This is a genomic window from Vibrio sp. R12-SG2-ISO1 (assembly GCF_059834045.1).
The window spans coordinates 21,676-41,133 of record NZ_JCBDGO010000003.1; the positions used below are offsets into that span (position 1 = coordinate 21,676).

17 protein-coding genes are annotated in these 19,458 nt (G+C 55.1%); 13 read left to right on the forward strand and 4 right to left on the reverse strand.

Going from position 1 to position 19,458, the window contains the following annotated elements; genetic code table 11:
* The first annotated feature begins 35 nt into the window (after window positions 1-35).
* The 12 genes from gspC to AC6R10_RS03890 all read left to right on the forward strand — a co-directional run bounded on the left by gspC (window position 36) and on the right by AC6R10_RS03890 (window position 11,357).
* Window positions 36-923 (forward strand): type II secretion system protein GspC, encoded by an 888-nt coding sequence (gspC, locus tag AC6R10_RS03835; protein ID WP_500671512.1) that lies wholly within the window; start codon window positions 36-38, stop codon window positions 921-923.
* Between the two features lie 87 nt (window positions 924-1,010).
* Window positions 1,011-3,017 carry a type II secretion system secretin GspD gene (gene gspD / locus AC6R10_RS03840; RefSeq protein ID WP_500671513.1) on the forward strand — a complete coding sequence of 669 codons (2,007 nt, stop codon included), beginning with the start codon at window positions 1,011-1,013 and terminating at the stop codon, window positions 3,015-3,017.
* Window positions 3,017-4,507, forward strand: a complete 1,491-nt coding sequence (gene gspE / locus AC6R10_RS03845; RefSeq protein WP_500671499.1) for a type II secretion system ATPase GspE — start codon at window positions 3,017-3,019, stop codon at window positions 4,505-4,507. The genes gspD and gspE overlap by 1 nt, the downstream gene beginning before the upstream one ends.
* Entirely contained in the window at window positions 4,507-5,730 is a 1,224-nt protein-coding gene (gspF, locus tag AC6R10_RS03850) for a type II secretion system inner membrane protein GspF (RefSeq protein WP_500671500.1), read from the forward strand. Before gspE ends, gspF begins: the two co-directional genes overlap by 1 nt.
* Window positions 5,731-5,753: 23 nt before the next feature.
* Window positions 5,754-6,197, forward strand: coding sequence for a type II secretion system major pseudopilin GspG (gene gspG, locus AC6R10_RS03855; protein ID WP_500671501.1), 444 nt, complete (start codon window positions 5,754-5,756; stop codon window positions 6,195-6,197).
* Complete coding sequence (locus AC6R10_RS03860; RefSeq protein WP_500671502.1) at window positions 6,197-6,787, forward strand: prepilin-type N-terminal cleavage/methylation domain-containing protein; 591 nt, start codon at window positions 6,197-6,199, stop codon at window positions 6,785-6,787. The genes gspG and AC6R10_RS03860 overlap by 1 nt, the downstream gene beginning before the upstream one ends.
* Window positions 6,780-7,181, forward strand: coding sequence for a type II secretion system minor pseudopilin GspI (gspI, locus tag AC6R10_RS03865; RefSeq protein ID WP_500671503.1), 402 nt, complete (start codon window positions 6,780-6,782; stop codon window positions 7,179-7,181). Before AC6R10_RS03860 ends, gspI begins: the two co-directional genes overlap by 8 nt.
* On the forward strand, window positions 7,168-7,821 hold the full coding sequence (gspJ, locus tag AC6R10_RS03870; RefSeq protein ID WP_487903073.1) for a type II secretion system minor pseudopilin GspJ: 654 nt from the start codon (window positions 7,168-7,170) through the stop codon (window positions 7,819-7,821). Before gspI ends, gspJ begins: the two co-directional genes overlap by 14 nt.
* On the forward strand, window positions 7,808-8,833 hold the full coding sequence (gene gspK, locus AC6R10_RS03875; RefSeq protein WP_500671504.1) for a type II secretion system minor pseudopilin GspK: 1,026 nt from the start codon (window positions 7,808-7,810) through the stop codon (window positions 8,831-8,833). The genes gspJ and gspK overlap by 14 nt, the downstream gene beginning before the upstream one ends.
* A complete protein-coding gene (gene gspL, locus AC6R10_RS03880; RefSeq protein ID WP_500671505.1) occupies window positions 8,793-10,049 on the forward strand; it encodes a type II secretion system protein GspL in 1,257 nt (418 codons plus the stop codon). The genes gspK and gspL overlap by 41 nt, the downstream gene beginning before the upstream one ends.
* A gap of 8 nt (window positions 10,050-10,057) precedes the next feature.
* On the forward strand, window positions 10,058-10,585 hold the full coding sequence (locus AC6R10_RS03885; protein ID WP_500671506.1) for a type II secretion system protein M: 528 nt from the start codon (window positions 10,058-10,060) through the stop codon (window positions 10,583-10,585).
* A 4-nt stretch (window positions 10,586-10,589) separates the two neighbouring features.
* Window positions 10,590-11,357 (forward strand): type II secretion system protein N, encoded by a 768-nt coding sequence (locus tag AC6R10_RS03890; protein ID WP_500671507.1) that lies wholly within the window; start codon window positions 10,590-10,592, stop codon window positions 11,355-11,357.
* A gap of 421 nt (window positions 11,358-11,778) precedes the next feature.
* Here AC6R10_RS03890 and envZ read toward each other — a convergent pair whose 3' ends face one another.
* The 4 genes from envZ to AC6R10_RS03910 form a co-directional block, all read right to left on the reverse strand.
* Window positions 11,779-13,110: a two-component system sensor histidine kinase EnvZ gene (gene envZ / locus AC6R10_RS03895; RefSeq protein ID WP_500671508.1), complete on the reverse strand. Its 1,332-nt coding sequence runs from the start codon at window positions 13,108-13,110 to the stop codon at window positions 11,779-11,781.
* Window positions 13,111-13,188: 78 nt separating this feature from the next.
* Complete coding sequence (gene ompR / locus AC6R10_RS03900; RefSeq protein WP_500671509.1) at window positions 13,189-13,908, reverse strand: osmolarity response regulator transcription factor OmpR; 720 nt, start codon at window positions 13,906-13,908, stop codon at window positions 13,189-13,191.
* Window positions 13,909-14,072: 164 nt separating this feature from the next.
* The gene (greB, locus tag AC6R10_RS03905) at window positions 14,073-14,558 is read right to left on the reverse strand and encodes a transcription elongation factor GreB (protein ID WP_500671510.1); all 486 of its coding nucleotides are present in this window, start codon (window positions 14,556-14,558) and stop codon (window positions 14,073-14,075) included.
* Window positions 14,559-14,787: 229 nt separating this feature from the next.
* Window positions 14,788-16,779, reverse strand: a complete 1,992-nt coding sequence (locus AC6R10_RS03910; RefSeq protein ID WP_500671511.1) for a putative ATP-dependent zinc protease — start codon at window positions 16,777-16,779, stop codon at window positions 14,788-14,790.
* A 240-nt stretch (window positions 16,780-17,019) separates the two neighbouring features.
* Between AC6R10_RS03910 and AC6R10_RS03915 the strand changes: the two genes are divergently transcribed.
* The gene (locus AC6R10_RS03915) at window positions 17,020-19,335 is read left to right on the forward strand and encodes a Tex family protein (protein WP_500671514.1); all 2,316 of its coding nucleotides are present in this window, start codon (window positions 17,020-17,022) and stop codon (window positions 19,333-19,335) included.
* Window positions 19,336-19,458: the final 123 nt, after the last annotated feature.

Here is a 19,458-nt window from a genome sequence, read left to right on the forward strand (position 1 = left end):
TGGAATTTTCGGCAACTCGGCTGTCGCAACTCGGCATGTCGCTCAAAAACAGTCAGGTTCAAGCAAAAATCAGTCGCGGGTTAACCGTTGTGCTATTGATGGTGTGCGCTTGGCTGGCGGGCGAGCTGGTCTGGTGGATGGTGGACTCGCCGAGTGTGGACTCGCCGAGTGTGGTGTCACGCTCTATTCGCGCCAGTGGTGAGGTTACCCGAACTGCGCCAGAGCGTTTAAATCTCTCCTCTCTGCAAAATAGCCACCTGTTTGGCCGCTACACCCAAGAGGCCCCAGCCGAGACCGCGCCAATTCAAGAAGCGCCCAAAAGTCGTCTCAATTTGGTGCTGGTGGGCGCGGTGGTCAGCTCCAACAGCGAGAAGAGCTTGGCGGTCATCGCCAACAAGGGCCAGCAAGAGACGGTCGGCATCGGTGAAGCCATTCAAGGTACGCGCGCCAAGTTGGTCCAAGTCCACAGCGATCGCGTCATCATCGACAACGCGGGGCGCAATGAAACCATCATGCTGCAAGGCATCGACTACTCTGCGCAGTCGGCGCCTTCTTCCTCTTCATCGAAAGGGGCCTCTTCTTCCTCATCATCGAGCCATCGAGTGGACATATCCCCTGATACCTTAGAGCGTATCCGAGAAGAGATACGTCAAGACGCCAAACAGGTGTTTCAGTACGTGCGCATGTCGCAAATTAAAGAGGGCGATAATGTGGTGGGTTACCGCCTTTCTCCGGGTAAAGACCGAGAATTGTTTGATGAGGTGGGTTTGCAAAATGGCGATATCGCGGTGCAGATCAATGGCCTCGACCTAAAAGACGCTGCGGCAATGACACAGGTGTTCAACGCCTTGTCTGAGTTAACGGAATTGACGCTCACCGTAGAGCGAGAAGGCCAACCCTATGAGATTTATATTGAATTATAAGACTTGCCCAGCGGCGCGAGTCACAAGGAGAATAATGTGAAGCAGTGGCTTGAGAACTTTGTTTGTAAGCGCTTTTTTTGTGGGGATGTGAGAATTAAGAGCAGTGCTTGGCTGTTAGCAGCAAGCTTATTGACCCCACTAGTGAGCGCCAATGATTTCAGTGCCAGTTTTAAGGGCACGGACATTCAAGAGTTCATTAACATTGTGGGTCGAAACTTAGAAAAGACCATCATCGTGGATCCTGCGGTACGCGGCAAAGTCGATGTGCGCAGCTACGACATGTTGACCGAAGAGCAGTACTACCGCTTTTTCCTCAATGTGCTCGAAGTGTATGGCTTTGCCGTGGTGGAGATGGAGAACGGCGTACTCAAAGTCATTCGCGCAAAAGACGCCAAAACCTCGGCTATTCCTGTGGTGGGTGATGGCAGCGTGCAAGGCGACGCCGTGGTCACTCGCGTAGTGGCCGTGCGCAATGTCTCGGTGCGCGAGCTCTCGCCACTGCTAAGACAGCTCAATGACAACGCCGGTGCCGGTAACGTGGTGCACTACGACCCTGCCAACATCATTTTGATCACCGGACGCGCCGCCGTGGTTAACCGCTTGGCGGACATCATCAAACGCGTCGACCAGGCGGGCGACAAAGAGATCGAAGTGGTGGATTTAGCCAACGCTTCTGCCGCAGAGATGGTGCGTATTGTCGATGCGCTGAATAAAAGCGCCGATAAAAACACCCCAGCGTTTTTGGAGCCTAAGTTGGTGGCAGACGATCGCACCAACTCGATTTTGATCTCCGGCGATCCGCAAGTGCGTGAACGCCTGCGCCGACTGATCAAGCAGCTTGACGTGGAAATGGCGTCGAAAGGCAACAACCGCGTGGTCTACCTCAAATACGCCAAAGCCGATGAAATGGTTGAGGTGCTCAAAGGCGTGTCGGCCAACCTACAAGCGGAGAAAAAAGCTGGCAGCAACAGCAATTCGCAGCGCAACGACGTGATGATCGCAGCCCACCCCGGGACCAACGCGCTCGTACTCACGGCGCCGCCCGATATCATGAACGCGTTGCAAGAGGTGATTTCACAGCTGGATATTCGCCGCGCGCAAGTGCTGATTGAAGCACTGATTGTTGAAATGGCGGAGGGCGATGGCATCAACCTTGGCGTGCAATGGGGCTCGCTTGAAACCGGCGCTGTGATTCAATACGGCAACACCGGCGCGGGCATCGGGCAGGTGATGGTGGGCCTTGAGGAAGCGAAGACTACGACGAAGGAAGAAACCTATTGGGACTCCACTGCTGGTGCGTACAAAACGAGAACCTATGATGAAGAAGGCGACTACTCGACACTGGCCTCGGCACTCTCTGGCGTCAATGGCGCAGCGCTCAGTGTGGTGATGGGCGACTGGACGGCGCTGATCAGTGCGGTATCGACTGACTCCAACTCCAACATTCTCTCCTCACCGAGCATTACCGTGATGGATAACGGCGAGGCCTCGTTTATTGTCGGTGAAGAGGTGCCGGTATTGACGGGCTCTACGGCCGGTTCGAACAACGATAACCCATTCCAAACCGTCGATCGTAAAGAGGTCGGCATCAAGCTCAAAGTGGTGCCGCAAATTAACGAAGGCAATTCGGTGCAGCTCAATATTGAGCAAGAGGTGTCAAACGTGCTTGGCGCCAATGGCGCGGTGGATGTTCGGTTTGCCAAACGTCAGCTCAACACCACTGTGATGGTTGAAGACGGTCAGATGATTGTCCTCGGCGGTTTGATTGATGAGCGCGCGCTAGAGAGCGAGTCGAAAGTGCCACTGCTGGGCGACATTCCTTATCTTGGCCATCTGTTCAAATCGACCAGCACCCAAGTGGAGAAAAAGAACCTGATGGTGTTCATCAAACCGACCATCATTCGTGATGGCATGACGGCCGATGGCATCACGCAGCGTAAATACAACTTCATCCGCGCTGAGCAGCTTTATAAAGCGGACCAAGGTCTTAAGCTGATGGACGATGCGCACATTCCCGTGCTGCCAAAGTTTGGTGATGAGATCCGCCATCCGGTGGAAATCCAAGCCTTCCTTGACCAAATGGATGTGCAGTAATGGAGAGACCGTCCGTTCGTCGCCTGCCGTTTAGCTTTGCCAAGCGTTTCAGCTTGGTGTTGGAAGCCGCGCAGACCGCGCCACCTGGCTTGGTGCTCTATTATGTTGAACCGCTAGCGGTAGACGCCCTGCTTGAAGTGAATCGCGTTGTCGGCGAGCCGTTTGGCATGCAAGCGGTCAGCAGCAGTGAGTTTGAACAACGTTTAACCCGCGCCTACCAGCGCGACTCGTCGGAAGCGCGCCAGTTGATGGAAGACATTGGCGCGGACAGTGACGATCTCTTCTCACTGGCCGAAGAACTACCGCAAGATGAAGACTTGCTGGAGTCAGAAGACGACGCGCCGATCATCAAACTCATCAACGCCATGCTGGGAGAGGCGATCAAAGAGGGCGCGTCGGATATCCACATCGAAACCTTTGAGAAAAGCTTAGCGATCCGTTTTCGCGTCGATGGTGTGCTGCGTGATGTGTTGTCACCCAGCCGCAAACTTGCCCCCCTTCTGGTCTCGCGGGTGAAAGTGATGGCGCGGCTCGACATCGCAGAAAAACGCGTGCCTCAAGATGGGCGAATTTCCTTGCGTATCGGTGGCCGCGCGGTCGATGTGCGTGTCTCGACCATGCCATCGTCGCACGGCGAGCGTGTGGTGATGCGTCTTTTGGACAAAAACGCCACGCGATTGGATCTGCACAGTCTTGGTATGACCACGGCCAATCACGATGATTTCCGCCAGCTCATTGGTCGCCCGCACGGCATCATTTTGGTCACAGGTCCTACGGGCTCAGGTAAATCGACCACCTTGTACGCGGGTTTAAGTGAAATCAACAGTAACGAGCGCAACATTCTGACGGTAGAAGATCCGGTCGAATTTGATATCGACGGCATCGGCCAGACGCAGGTCAATCCCAGAGTGGATATGACGTTTGCGCGCGGCTTGCGCGCCATTTTGCGCCAAGATCCGGATGTGGTGATGGTCGGTGAAATTCGCGATCTCGAAACGGCGCAAATTGCCATTCAAGCTTCATTGACTGGCCACTTGGTGATGTCTACTTTGCACACCAATACCGCCACAGGGGCGATTACGCGTCTGCGTGATATGGGCATTGAGCCGTTTTTGATCTCCTCCTCGCTGCTTGGTGTGTTGGCTCAGCGTTTGGTGCGTACCCTGTGCCCATCGTGTAAAGCGCCCTATCAGGCTGATGCGCAAATTAAACAGTGGTTTGCGCTCGGTGAAGACGAGAACCTCACGCTGCACAAAGCCGTTGGCTGTGAAGCGTGCAACTTTAAAGGCTATCGCGGCCGAACCGGGATCCATGAGCTGCTTAGGGTCGATAGCGAGGTGCAATCGCTCATCCATGATGACGCGGGCGAGCAAGCGATTGAAAAAGCCATTCGCGCCCGTACGCCGAGCATTCAACGCGATGGCCTTGAGAAAGTCAGACAAGGCATCACGACGCTTGAAGAGGTGTTGCGCGTGACCAAGGAAGCGTAATGGCGGCATTTGAATACAAAGCGTTAGACAGCAAAGGCAAAACCAAAACCGGCGTGCTCGAAGCCGATACAGCGCGCCAGTTGCGCTCACGGCTAAAAGAGCAGGGTTTGGTGCCGATGGAGGTCAAAGAGACGCGGCAGAAAAACGCCAAGCAAGCCCATGCAGGGCGCAGCGGTTTTCGTCGTGGACTCAGTACACCAGATTTGGCGCTGATCACCCGCCAGCTCGCCACCTTAGTGCAATCGGGCATGCCCCTTGAGGAGTGTTTGCGCGCCGTGTCGGAGCAGTCAGAAAAAGCGCGCATTCGTTCGATGCTGCTCGCGGTGCGCTCCAAAGTGACCGAAGGGTACACCTTGGCTGACAGCTTGGCGGACTTCCCTCATGTGTTTGACGACCTGTTTCGCTCTATGGTCGCGGCGGGGGAAAAATCGGGTCATCTGGACTCCGTGTTAGAGCGCTTGGCGGATTACGCGGAAAATCGGCAGAAAATGCGCTCGAAACTTCAGCAAGCGCTGATCTACCCTGTGGTATTGGTGGTGTTTGCGATTGGTATTGTGGCGTTTTTGTTGGCGGCGGTGGTGCCGAAAATTGTCGGTCAGTTTGTCCAGATGGGCCAAACGCTGCCGCAATCGACCCAGTTTCTGCTCGCCTCAAGCGAGTTCGTTCAGAGCTTTGGTCTCTACTTATTACTCGCGATCGTGGCGCTGGGCTACGTTATCAAGCTGGCGTTAGCCAAGCCGAGAGTGCGTTTGGCTTATGATCGAAAACTGATTGGCCTACCGATGATTGGCAAAATCAGCAAGGGGCTCAACACCTCGCGTTTTGCCCGTACACTGTCGATTTGCACGTCGAGCGCGATCCCGATTTTGGATGGCATGAAGGTCGCGGTGGATGTGATGAGCAATCGCTACGTCAAGCAGCAAGTCACCCTTGCCGCCGATAGCGTGCGCGAAGGGGCAAGCCTGCGTCGCGCACTCGAACAAACCAAACTGTTCCCGCCTATGATGCTGCACATGATTGCCAGTGGTGAACAAAGTGGCCAGCTAGAAGGCATGCTGACGCGCGCCGCCGACAACCAAGACGCCAACTTTGAATCCATGGTCAATATTGCGCTGGGCATTTTTACCCCGGTATTGATTGCGCTGATGGCGGGATTGGTGTTGTTTATCGTCATGGCGACCTTAATGCCCATTTTAGAAATGAATAATTTAATGGCGGGATGATCCCGCACTCGGAGAGAACAACAATGACAAACAGAATCAAAAAACAGTCGGGCTTTACGTTATTAGAAGTGATGGTCGTCGTGGTGATTTTGGGGATTTTAGCCAGCTTTGTGGTGCCTAACCTGTTAGGCAACAAAGAGAAGGCGGATCAACAGAAAGCGGTCACAGACATCGTCGCCTTGGAAAACGCACTCGACATGTACAAGCTCGATAACAGCGTTTACCCGACCACAGATCAGGGGCTAGAGGCGTTGGTCAGCAAGCCGTCCAACCCAGAGCCGCGTAACTACCGTGACGGTGGCTACATTCGCCGTTTGCCAAGCGATCCTTGGGGTAACGACTACCAATACCTAAGCCCAGGTGACAACGGCAATATCGACATCTTTACCTTGGGCGCCGATGGCCAAGAGGGCGGTGAAGGTATCAATGCCGACATTGGTAACTGGAACATCCAAGACTTTCAATAATGCGTCAACGCGCTCGCGGCTTTACCTTACTTGAAGTCTTGCTGGTGGTGGTGATCGCCGCGCTGGCATCGGCGGCGGTGGTCTCCACCTTGGTCAGCCGCAGTAGTGATGAGGCAAAAAAGCACGCCAGCGCAGCGTTTCATCGCCTGCAACTCCTCAACGAAGAGGCGATGCTGGCAGGGAAAGACTACGGCTTGTGGGTCGATGAAAAACGCAGTCTCTATCGTTTGATGAGCTTAACCGCGAAAGGATGGCAGCGTCTAGACGATAGCCACATTCCGGCAGAGACGGAGCTTGGAGAAAACTTGGCACTCAAGCTAACGATGGGCGGCTCAGCGTGGCAGGTCGAAGATCGCCTGTTTCGACCCGGCAGCTTGTTTGATGACGACCGTTTTGCAGACCTTGAAGAGAAAGACGCACTACCGACGCCGCAAGTCTTTATTATGTCGAGCGGGGAAGTGAGCCCATTTGAGCTCGCGATTGCGCCCAAGGCGAGTAGCCGCCAGTGGTCACAAGAGGCCGCATGGCGCGTGATCGCCAAAGAAAACGGCCAAATTGTGCTGCTGGCGCCGGGAGAGAGCGATGAGTAAACCACACGCGATGATGACACGGCGATTTGCTGCTGCTCGCTACGCCACAGCGCGCGGTTTTACCTTATTGGAAGTGTTGGTCGCGCTCGCCATTTTTGCGACGGCGGCGATCGCCACAGTGCGCTCGGTCAGTCAGCACATCAATACCTTAAGTTACATCGAGGAAAAGACGTTCGCCGCCTTGGTCGCCGACAACCAAATGGCCAAAGTACATTTAGCGGGCGTGAAGCCCAGCGCGCAAAAGGGCACCGCTCAGTTAGCGGGGCGCCAATGGCAGTGGCAGGTGGTGCCAGTAAGCACTACCGGCGATCTGTTGGCGGCGTTTGATGTCAAAGTATCACTGGGCGCGCAAGCGACGCCGATTGTGGTGGTGAGAAGCTATGTGGCGCTCTAGACAAGCAAGCCGGACACAAGGTTTTACCTTGATTGAGGTCTTGGTCGCGATGGCGATCTTTGCCAGTTTGAGCGTCGCGGCCTATCAAGTGCTCAGTCAGGTGCAGCGCAGCAATGCGCTCTCAGAGCAGCGCAGTGCGCGCTTGGGGGAATTGCAGCGTAGCCTTGTCTATCTCGACAATGATTTTCGCCAAATGGCCCTGCGCCAAACGCGCTCCGGCGGTGATTCGCCTTCATCTACCCTGATCGCTTGGCAAGATAACTTGCTCGACAGTGATGAAAAAGGGGTGATGTTTGCACGCCTGGGTTGGTTTAACCCGCAGCAGCAGTTTCCGCGCGGCGAGGTGACTAAAGTGGGTTATCGCATCCAAGATGGCGTATTACAACGAATTTGGTGGCGATACCCAGATACGCCCACCGGGCAGGCGGGCATCGTGATGCCACTGCTCGATAAGGTCGAGCAGTTTGATTTGCGCTTTTTTGATGGCAGTGAGTGGCAGCGTGAATGGCGTGCCAGCAACCAGTTGCCGAGTGCGGTGGCACTCACCTTAACGCTGGAAGATTATGGTGAGATAGAGCGCATTTATTTGACGGGTGGCGGCACATTGGCGGGCGTAGGAGAGAGCGATGAGAACGGCTAGCTCGCAGCGTGGCGTCGCCCTGATTGTGATCCTACTGCTGCTGGCAGTGATGGTCAGCATTGCCGCCAGCATGGCGGATCGGCTCTTTTCTCAGTTTCGCCGTGCCAGCAGTCAGCTCGATTATCAGCAGGCGTATTGGTATAGCTTGAGTGCAGAGGCGCTTGCGCGGGCGGGCATTGAACAAAGCTACCAAGACAGCGACACGGTCAATCTCTCGCAGCCTTGGGCGATAGAAGAGCAGACCTATCCGCTTGATTTTGGCACGCTGCGCGGATCACTGACCGATGGGCAAGCGTGCTTGAACCTCAACGCGCTCTACGCGGTGGTGCAGGTGGCCAACTCCAACGCCACGCCCTATTTGGTTGAGGTGTTGCAAACCTTGCTCGAATACCTAGAGGTGGAGAGTTATCAAGCGCAGGCGATCGCGGAGTCGGTGTGGGAGTTCATTGATGAAGACACCACGGTCAACACCTCTTCCGGTGTGGAAGACAGCTACTATGAGTCGATGTCGCCAGCCTACCTGACGGCCAACTCTTTACTGGCGGATGCCAGCGAGCTGCGCGCGATTCATCCAGTGAGCGCAGAGGTGATGACGAAGCTGCGTGGCTATGTGTGCGCGCTGCCGACCAGTGATTTTCGCCTCAACATTAATACGCTGGATGCGCGCCACAGTGCGCTGCTCGCGGCCATGTTGGCGCCAAACTTGAGTGTCGAACAAGCTAAAAACGTCATCGACAATCGCCCCTATGATGGCTGGCAATCGATCGACGAATTTTATGCCGAGTCGGCGCTCTCTTCGGTCAGCGCTGATGTGAAAAGTCAGGCGAAAGGCTATTTGGATATCGATAGCCGCTATTTTGAAATGGATGCTGAACTGCTGGTCAACGACTCGCGCGTGCGAGTGCGAAGCCTGCTGTATAGTGAAAATCGTGAAACTGCAACGGTGATACGCCGTCGCTTTGGAGGTATCGGTGAACGAGAGTCTGATCGTTCGACTGAGTCACAACCCTAATGCCGCTGTTCAATGGCTGGTCTGGTCTGCGAGCGAGCGCGCCGTGATCGCCAGTGGCGAGTTGGCCAATTATTCACAGCGTGATGCGTTAGCGCAATACGCCAAGGGGCGCGCGACGACTGTGCTGCTCGCTGCGTCCGATGTGGTACTCAAACAGGTTGAGATCCCGGCCGGCGCTGGGCGTCAATTTGAGTCTATGCTGCCTTATTTGCTCGAAGATGAGTTGGCGCAAGATGTCGACGAGCTGCACTTTGTTGTGCTGGCTAAACAAGGCAATCGAGCGCATGTGTGCGCCGCGCCGCGTGTTTGGCTGGCGAGCGTGCTCGATGATCTGCGTGAGCTTGGCTGCTCGGTGCGCAAAGTGCTGCCGGATGTGTTGGCTTTGCCGAAAGAGACGCCGCTGTGCGCCGTGCAAATCGGTGAGCAGTGGCTGATTGGCAAAGGTCAGTGGCAAGGCATCTCGGTAGAGGCGAGCTTTTTACCCTGGATTACCGCCTCTGATTGGGTCAAAGATAGCGCTGGCGAGCCTTTAGCGATGACCGCGCTTACCCCACTGCCTGAGTCTATTATCAAGGCGCATTCCGCTTGGCAAGATTCCGCTTGGCAAGATGGCGTTTGGCAAAACGAGGAAGGCAAGCTCGTGATGCAGGTGCTCGCCGAGCACGCCTTACTCAGCCCAGTCAATGTATTAACCGGTGCATTCAAGCCCAAATCGTCACTCGGCAAATATTGGCGCGTCTGGCAAGGCAGTGCGATGGCCGCGATGCTGCTACTGGCGCTGATTTGCGTCGACAGTATGCTGAAAACCGCACGCTTTGAAGCGCAAGCCGACGCGTATCGCAATGAGAGTGAGCGCCTGTTTCGTGAGGCACTACCGGGGCGCACGCGCATCCCGACCGTCAGCTATTTAAAACGGGAGATGGAGCGAGAAGCGGCGCAACTGTCAGGCGGCAGCAGTGAAACGGTCTGGCTAGAGTGGATGGTGCAACTGCCTGATGCGGTTAGCAAAGTGCCGGGGCTGAGCTTGACCAGTATCAAGTTTGATCGCAATCGAAAAGAAGTGCGCCTTGAAGCGCAAAGCGATGATTTCCAAAGTTTTGAGCGCGCCAAAGCGCAGCTTGAGTCGCGTTTTAAGGTTGAGCAAGGGCAGCTCAGTCGCAGTGGCGAGCGTGTGAACGGCTCGTTTGTGTTAACGCTACGTGACGGCCAGTCGTAAGGAGAGTCATGAAAGCACGTTTTCAATCGAGCCTTGCGCCGCTGTTGGCGCCACTGGGTACCAAGCTGAGCGCATGGTGGTCCGCCATTACCCCGCGTGAGCAGCGCCTTGTGATGGTGTGCGCGGGCCTTGTGATGGCGGGCGGCCTCTACTGGGGCATTGTCGAGCCCTTGACCACACGCGCAGAGCAGGCAGAGCTTAGGATGCAAAGCGAAAAGCAGTTACTGGGCTGGGTCGAAGATCAAGCCGAGACGATAGCGAGTTTGCGCGCCGCCGGTGGGCGCTCGGTATCAACCTTAGCGCTGAATCAGGCGGTCTCCTCAACGGCGAAGCGTTTCAACGTCGAGTTGGTGCGCGTTCAGCCACGCGGTGAGGAGCTGCAAGTGTGGATAAGCCCGATGCCGTTCAACCAGTTCGTCAGTTGGATTGCCTTTTTGCAAGAGACCCACGGCGTGCACGTCACCGCGCTCGATCTCGATAGAGGCAAGCAAGAGGGCGTGGTGGATGTGCGTCGCTTACAGTTGGTGAAGGGGTAGAGGGATGAAAAAACGGCTTCTGCTCGGCGCAGGTTTACTGGGTGTATTTGGCTTGAGCGCCTTGGTGCACATGCCGGCATCGTTTGTTTATCACACCTTAGGCCAGTATGCCGCCATCCCAGCGCAGCTGCGTGTCGATGGCATTCAAGGCACCCTTTGGCAAGGGCGCGCGGCGCAAGTGCGTTGGCAGCGCTACGATTTGGGCGCAGTGAATTGGTCGCTTGATATCGGCGCGCTTTTGAGTGGCCGCTTACAAGCGCAAGTGCGCGTGGGTCAAGGTGGCGGCCTTGTCGTGGGGCGTGGCACACTGGGTCTCAATCGCCAAGGCGCATTCGCACAAAACGTGGTGGCCAGTCTCTCCGTTGAGCAAATCATACCTTGGCTACCTCGCCCGCCCGTACCACTCGATGTGCAAGGGCAGGTGGAGTTCAATATCCAGCACTGGGATTATCAAGCGCCGTGGTGCCGCTCGGCGAAAGGCAGCGTGGTGCTCAATACTCAAGGCGTCGGCACGCCCATCGCCGAATTAACCACAGGCCCAGTTGTCGCGCCGTTTACTTGTCAAGACAGCGCGCTTAGCGTCGCAGGCAATCAGCAAAGCGATCAAGTCGAGAGCGCCTTCACGCTCGATCTCACCCCCGATCGCCGCTACCAAACCCGTGCCTGGTTCACACCACAATCCAACTTCCCCCCAGCGCTCCAAGAGCAGCTAAAATGGCTCCCTGCGCCCACGGACGGAAAGTACGCGTTTGAATATGGGGGGAGGTGGTGAAGTTCCTAGTGCCTAGTTCCTAGTGCCTAGTGCCTAGTTCCTAGTTCCTAGAGGGTGGTTTCTAGGGACTAGGCACTTGTTTTTTCTAGGCACTGATTTCTCTAGGAACTAGGCACTTGTTTTTTCTAGGCACTGATTTCTCTAGGAACTAGGCACTTGTTTTTTATAGGCACTGTTTTCTCTAGGAACTAGGCACTTGTTTTCTCTAGGCACTGTTTTCTCTAGGAACTAGGCACTTGTTTTCTCTAGGCACTGTTTTCTCTAGGAACTAGGCACTTGTTTTCTCTAGGCACTGTTTTCTCTAGGGACTAGGCACTTGTTTTTTCTAGGCACTGATTTCTCTAGGAACTAGGCACTTCTTTTCTCTAGGAACTTGTTTTCTCTAGGAACTAGGAACTTCTTTCTCTAGGCACTTATTTTCCTAGGCACTTCTTTTTCTAGGCACTCCGATTTCCACCGGAAAACTCAACTGCACTTTTAAGCCGCCGCCGCTGCGGTTATTGACGATCACCGAGCCGCTGTGTTGGCTCATGATACGTTTGACAATCGCAAGGCCCAGTCCGGTGCCTTCGCTGCCTCGGGCGGTGTCGCCGCGGGTGAAGGGTTCAAATAATTTGCCGATGTCGCTTTGCTTGATGCCGGGGCCGTTGTCTTCAATGGACACCCAGGCCAGTTTGCTGTCGGCGGTCATGCCGGTTGAGATTTTCACCCAGCCGTTGCCGTAGCGGACGGCGTTGACCACGAGATTGCTGATCGCACGTTTAATGGCAATCGGGCTGCCGCTGATTGGCTTGAGCGCCGGGTGCCAATGGGTGTCAATTTCCATCTCATAGCCGCCCTCTGAGCTGGCGACATCACTGGCAATCTCATTAAGCGCCACCTCCACAAACGACTCTTTATTCACCGGTTTGAGGTAATCCATAAACTGGCTGATGATTTCGTTGCACTCTTCGGTATCGCTGATGATGCCTTCTGCCAAGTAGCTGTCTTCGGGCGACATCATTTCGGTGGCAAGGCGAATGCGCGTGAGCGGGGTGCGTAAATCGTGGCTGATCCCTGCCATCAGCAGCGCGCGATCTTCTTCGAGCGCCTGAATCCCCTTCGACATCTGATTAAACGCTCGCGTGACCGAACGGATCTCTGAGGCGCCTTGTTCCACCAGTGGCGGTGGGATTTCACCGCGACCCACCACTTTGGCCGCCTTCTCTAGTGCGATCAGCGGACGGTTTTGCAAGCGAATAAACAGCCAACACCCAGCAACAATCAGCAGCGCCATGATGACGCTATTGCGAAACAGGGGCGTGAAATCCTCTTCTTGCAGCTCAGAGAGCGGGATGCGCAGCAGCGAGCCGGGCAGGGACTCGATTTTCATCCACAGCACGTAGCTGTCAGTGCCAAGCATCATCCGCACGTCGGTTGCTGAGCCTAGCTCTTGGCTCATCTCCTCGCTCATCAAATCGATGGTCACCGCATGCTCGTACTCCGCAGCAATCGGGCTGTTTTCGGCGTGAATGGTGACACCAAGCTGCTCAAGCACTCGGCGACGCAGCGGCGCGTCCATATCGAGCTCGCTGTCTAAGTTTTGTGTATCGTCGAGCATCAGATTAATCTCATGGCCGAGGATCTTATTGAACTGCTGCAAACTGGGCATCAACGCATAGTTGAAAACGGCGTAATAGGAGTAGACTTGGCTGGCAATCAGCAAGGTCAGAAAGATGAGAATCGATTGAGTGAATGAGCTGCGAATGCGCATGGGGTTTTCCTAGCGGGTCCGAAGGGTGGCTAGGGGATGGGGAACGCCTGTGGTGGGCGCGCCCCGTTCTCTAGCCGCTTAGGCGTCTTTGCCATCAGGGACAAAGACATAACCTAAGCCCCAAACGGTTTGAATGTATCTTGGCTTGCTGGGGTCGACTTCCAACATGCGGCGCAGACGTGAAATCTGCACGTCGATGGATCGCTCCATCGCGGAGTACTCTCGGCCGCGAGCCATGTTCATCAGTTTATCACGCGACATCGGCTCGCGCGCGTTGGTCACGAGCGCTTTGAGTACCGCAAACTCGCCCGAGGTTAACGGCATTGCTTCCTCGCCGCGATGCATTTCACGCGTGCCGAGGTTTAAGCGAAACTCACCAAACTCAACAATCGACTCAGCAGAACTCGGCGCGCCTGGCAGCTCGACCGTTTGGCGGCGCAGCACCGCTTTAATGCGCGCTAACAACTCACGCGGGTTAAACGGCTTAGGTAAATAGTCATCGGCGCCCACTTCGAGGCCCACGATGCGATCGATTTCATCGCCTTTGGCGGTGAGCATCAGAATCGGTAGTGAGCTGCCGGCATTGCGCAGACGGCGACAAATCGACAAGCCATCTTCACCAGGGAGCATCAGGTCGAGCACCATCAAATGAAAGTTCTCGCGGGTTAATAAACGATCCATCTGTTCGCTGTTGGCGACACTGCGTACCTGAAATCCCTGTTCAGACAAGTAACGTTCTAACAATGCACGCAAACGGGCATCGTCATCCACGACGAGGATTTTGTGATTTTCTTGCATGTGTGAATCCACCTATGTCATTCCAATGCGACCGAGTCGATTTGAGTGGGCGCACAGTAAAATGTAACAGAGCGCCGCGCAAAGTGGTGCAAAGAATTGTTAGCGAGTATGACTTTTTTGATATTAAACCGGATCTTAATCGTGGGGTCGGTGAGAGACGCGTATCAACATTCAGGCTTCTGGTAGCTGATGGCGTTGATAAACCACTCTTTGTCGCCCTCAGGGGTGCGAACGGTGAACTCGTCATCGACCTCTTTCTTGAGGAGCGCGCGCGCCATCGGTGAATCAATGGAGATGTAACCTTTGGCGTCGCCATAAATTTCTTCAGGCCCAACAATTCTGAATGTTTTGACCTCACCCGCTTCATTCTCAATCTCGACCCACGCGCCAAAAAAGACTTTACCTTCTTGTTGCGGCGAGTAGTCCACGATAGTTACCTCAGGGAGAAACTTGCGCAGAAAGCGCACTCGGCGATCGATTTGACGAAGCAAGCGCTTGTTAAAGGTGTAATCCGCGTTCTCAGAGCGATCGCCAAGGCTGGCCGCCCAGGTGACTATTTTGGTAATTTCCGGGCGTTTTTCATTCCATAGATGGTCATGCTCGGCTTTGAGCTTGTTGTAACCTTCGCGGGTGATGAGTTTTGTTTTCACTGCTGTAATCCAAGTTATTGAACCATCTTGCTGGCATGCCAAGCAGCCATCGTTGAGCAAGAATCGTTGGTCATCGTTGAGCAAGACTATACTGCCATTTTTTATCTGCTCCAATGCATGCGCACGCAAAATGTGGGTAAGGGACGCTGACCTCAGGGGAAATGACGAGGGTGAGCAAGATAAGCAGAGGGGCCAAGGTGGTGTCCCACTTTGGCCCCTCTAGCAAGGATTATTCGCCGCTTGGCCTTTTCGTCACTAGATAGTCATCATCACTGCTGACCACCACGCCATATTTGAGGAAGTTCTTGCCCAAAATCATGCTGTAGTGGAAGCGGTCGCGGTCTTGCAAATTGACGCGAATCTTCTTCTCTAGCTCGCCGAGCTTCACGCGCATCTCCACCACTGGGCGCACGTTGGCTTGCTCGCCTTTTTTGGCGCGCACGCTCATCTCATGCACCACCGGCAGGGTGAAGGTCTTTTTATCGCCCTGATCGTTTTCATAATCAAAACGCACCATGGCTTGACCATCACGTTCAAAGCGCTCGATGTTTTGCGCGTTCAGTGAGGAGACATCAGCGCCGGTATCGAGTTTCACCGGGAAGGTCAGTCCTTCCACTTGCGCGACTTCAATGTGGCCGGCTTTAAACAGCGGGTCGCGGCTGAGTAATTCTTCACTGCGAGTATTGATCAGCACGCCGCCCTCGGTCATGTTGCGGCCGATGATAAAGTGCTCGCGCGGTTCTTTATCGCCAAGCACCTCAATCGCGTATGGCAGCTCCACCTCTTGCCCTTTTAACATAAACGAGCCAAACACCACTGGGCGCGTAGTCTCCCCCACTTTGAGTTTTTTATGGATCGGTTTGGAGAACTGCTTGGCCTCGCCCTTGCTGTCATTAAGCCCGCTTTTGTTGTCATTGAGCCCGATTTTGTTGTCATTGAGCCCGATTTTGTTGTCATTGAGATAATAAGTGACCCACTCTTTGCCTTTTTGTTGATAGGTCTCAAAGCTGGCGACTTTCAATAGCGGTGTGCCGACCGTCCAAGAGGCCTCGGCGGGCAGGGCGATACCATCGAGCAGCAGCGTTTCTTGCCCCGTGATCTGCAGCGCCGCTTGCGCTTGACGAGTGGCGAGTGTTTGCGCTTTGCCGGCCAATAGATCCGGCGCGCTTGGGTCAATCACAAAGTGCTCGCTGAGCGTCTGTTTACCGAGGCGAATGTCACTGCTCTTGTGGTGGCGGTCGGTGAGATACACCAGCCACTGCTGACTCTTTTGCTCGCCGAGAGTGACAGGCACGTAGACCATAGGGCGCGACTTGCCGCTCACCTTAAGCGCGCGAATCACTGGGCGAGTGAGCGTTGTGCGCTCGCCTTGCGGGCCTTCAATTGTAAAACGCACGTGCATGCCATCGTCACTCACGTCAATGTCACTGGCATCGAGCGCGCTGTAGGCGGCGTTTAATGAGTAGCTGACGCGCTGCGCCACGCCGTCAATCTCTACGGTTTCTTTGCGGCCAATCAGCTGCGCGCTGTGCCACGTTTGCAGATGATCGGCGCCGGCAAACACCCAAGCGTGACCTTTGAGGAACGTTTTACCAATCAAGATTGGCGCTGAAAACTGACTGCGATCGGTTAAGTTGACGTCGGTCTCCACCGTTGTGCCAGCAATGGTCAGCGGCACATTGACCGTCGGACGCAAAATGGGCTCCGCGCTGGAGCGGCTGCGAATTACGCCGACACGCTCGAGAGGCTGAGCCAAGGTGACGCGCTCTCCACTATAGGGGTGAATGATGGAAAAGCGCACGCTGACTTGATACGGCTCAAACACCGCTCGGTTCCAATCGTTGTAATTAATGTCGCGCACTTGCTCGACGTCTTTGACCAGCGCGCGCATCAAGTCTTCATCTTGCCACTGGGCGTAGTCCGGATGTTGGCTAGAGACATGAATGTCGATGGCGTGCATCGAGGTGGTGTCCGCGCCGGTATCAATTTTGCCGGCAAAAGGCACCCCCTTTAGTGCCGTTTGCCCTTGCTCATCTTTGACGCTCAGGGTGACGTTTTCGAGTCGACCGAGCACCAATTTCTCATCGAGGCGGGTGACGGGCGCATCAGTGGTCGCGTCGATGCGCGTATCGAATGTAACGTACGCGGCGTCTGCCAGCGCATACGTCGGCGCCAACAGGGAAAGAAGCGTTAAGGAGAGACTGAGCCAGAGTTTTTTCATCGCATTTCCATCATGATTAGTGAATATCACTCGTTGAAATGAGTGAGAGGGGTGCTGAGTGATTAAGTTCGTGACGTTTTCTAGTTCTGACACAATTTTCACACAATTGCCAACCAGTTTGGCGACTATCTTGACCTTGATACTGTTTGAGGTGCGATGCGTCTCGAATGGAAAATCGTTGCATTTCATCGTGCACACCCCAATATATCGCCCATTAAAGAGAAAAATGAGAGCCAACGGATGAGCCAAGCACTCTGCCAATTGATCGCTCAGGAGTTGAATGTTCGCCCTGAGCAAGTCGTGTCTGCCGTCAAGCTGATTGATGATGGCAACACGGTGCCGTTTATCGCCCGTTACCGTAAAGAGGTGACCGGCGGACTCGATGATACCCAACTGCGTACCCTAGATAGCCGCTTATCTTACCTGCGTGAGCTGGATGACCGACGTCAGACCATTCTGAAATCGATTCACGATCAAGGAAAACTCACTCCGGAGCTCAAAGCGCAGATCGAACAAGCGGACAGCAAAACCCGTCTCGAAGATTTATACCTGCCTTACAAACCTAAGCGTCGCACCAAAGGGCAAATCGCCATTGAAGCGGGGCTCGAGCCGCTCGCCGATGCCTTGTGGCATCACCCTGAACATGACCCGGAGCATGAAGCGCTGCGCTACGTCGATGAAAGTAAAGGGATTGCCGACAGCAAAGCGGCGCTCGATGGCGCGCGCGCTATCGTGATGGAGCGTTTGGCAGAAGACGCCAGCTTACTGGAGAAGGTGCGCGCCTACTTAACCCGCCACGCCGAGTTAGTCTCGCGTGTTGTCGAAGGCAAAGAGCGTGAAGGCGAGAAGTTTAAAGATTACTTTGACCACCGCGAGCCGCTCGCCAAAGTGCCGTCTCACCGCGCCTTGGCGATGTTGCGAGGCCGCAATGAAGGCTTCCTCACGCTGACCATGGACGCAGACCCTGCCCAGGAAGAGGGCGTGCGTCAATCCTATTGCGAAACCCTCATCGCCGATCACTACGGCTTGTCACTGAGTGACGCCCCTGCCGATGGTTGGCGCAAACAAGTGGTGAGCTGGGCATGGCGCATCAAAATTGCCATGCACATGGAAACCGAACTGATGGGTGCATTGAAAGAGCGCGCAGAAATCGACGCCATCGAGGTGTTTGCCACTAACCTAAAAGATTTGTTGATGGCCGCACCGGCGGGCCCGCGCGCAACACTCGGTCTCGACCCGGGTCTGCGTACCGGCTCCAAAATTGCCGTGGTGGATGCCACAGGTAAAGTGCTGGCCACTGAGACCATCTATCCGCATCCGCCACAAAACCAATACGACAAAGCAGGACAAGTGGTGGCTGCGCTGGTCAAGCAGCATCAGGTGGATTTGATTGCAATCGGTAACGGCACCGCCTCGCGTGAGACGGACAGCTTTGTTGCGGATCTGATCAAGCGCTACGGATTGAAGGTGCAGAAAATCATGGTCAGTGAAGCGGGTGCTTCGGTTTATTCGGCGTCTGAGCTGGCGGCGAAAGAGTTCCCGGATCTGGACGTGTCGCTGCGCGGCGCGGTGTCGATTGCGCGTCGCTTGCAAGACCCTTTGGCTGAGCTGGTGAAAATCGACCCTAAATCGATTGGTGTGGGTCAGTACCAACATGACGTGAGCCAAGCGATGTTGGCCAAGCGTTTGGACGCGGTGGTGGAAGACTGTGTGAACGCGGTTGGTGTGGATGTGAATACCGCCTCACCGGCGCTCTTGACGCGTGTGGCGGGCCTAAGCAGCACGTTGGCGCAAAACATTGTCGAATACCGCAATGAACATGGCCGATTTGATGCGCGCAGCGCCTTGAAAAAAGTCGCGCGTTTGGGGCCCAAAGCGTTTGAACAGTGTGCTGGCTTCTTGCGCATTATGGATGGCAAAAACCCACTCGATGCGTCAGCGGTACACCCAGAGGCGTACCCTGTGGTGAAAAATATCGCAGAGAAAAATGGCGTGTCGCTTCAATCGCTGATTGGCGACAGTGCGTTCCTGCGCGATCTGCGTGCGGTGGATTACACCGATGAGCATTTTGGTTTGCCAACGGTGACCGACATCATCAAAGAGCTCGACAAACCGGGCCGAGATCCTCGCCCTGAGTTTAAAACCGCGACCTTTGCTGAAGGCGTCAACAAAATCACCGATCTGGAACCGGGCATGGTGCTGGAAGGGGTGGTGTCGAACGTGGCCAACTTTGGCGCCTTCGTCGACATTGGCGTACACCAAGATGGCTTAGTGCATATCTCAGCGCTGACGGATCGCTATGTCGCGGACCCTCGTGATGTGGTGAAAGCCGGCGATATTGTCAAAGTGAAAGTGATGGAAGTGGACGCTGCGCGTAAGCGTATCGGCTTGTCGATGCGTCTCAATGATGAGCCAGGGCAAGAGCGCCGCGCCAATGCGCCGCGTCGTCAGGGGCCATCGAATGGGCGTTCGCGCGAGCATGCCAGCAAAGAGAACCGAGGCGCGAGTGCGATGGGCGGAGCGTTTGCCGCCGCGTTCGCCAAAGCGAAGCGCTAACCCCAAACCCACTACCCATAACCCTAAACCCCAAACCCAGCATCACCAAGAAACTCCCCGCCACGGCGGGGAGTTTTTTTCGGCATTTCCGAGCGGTGTGTTTGGAGCTTCCAAAGCACAGTG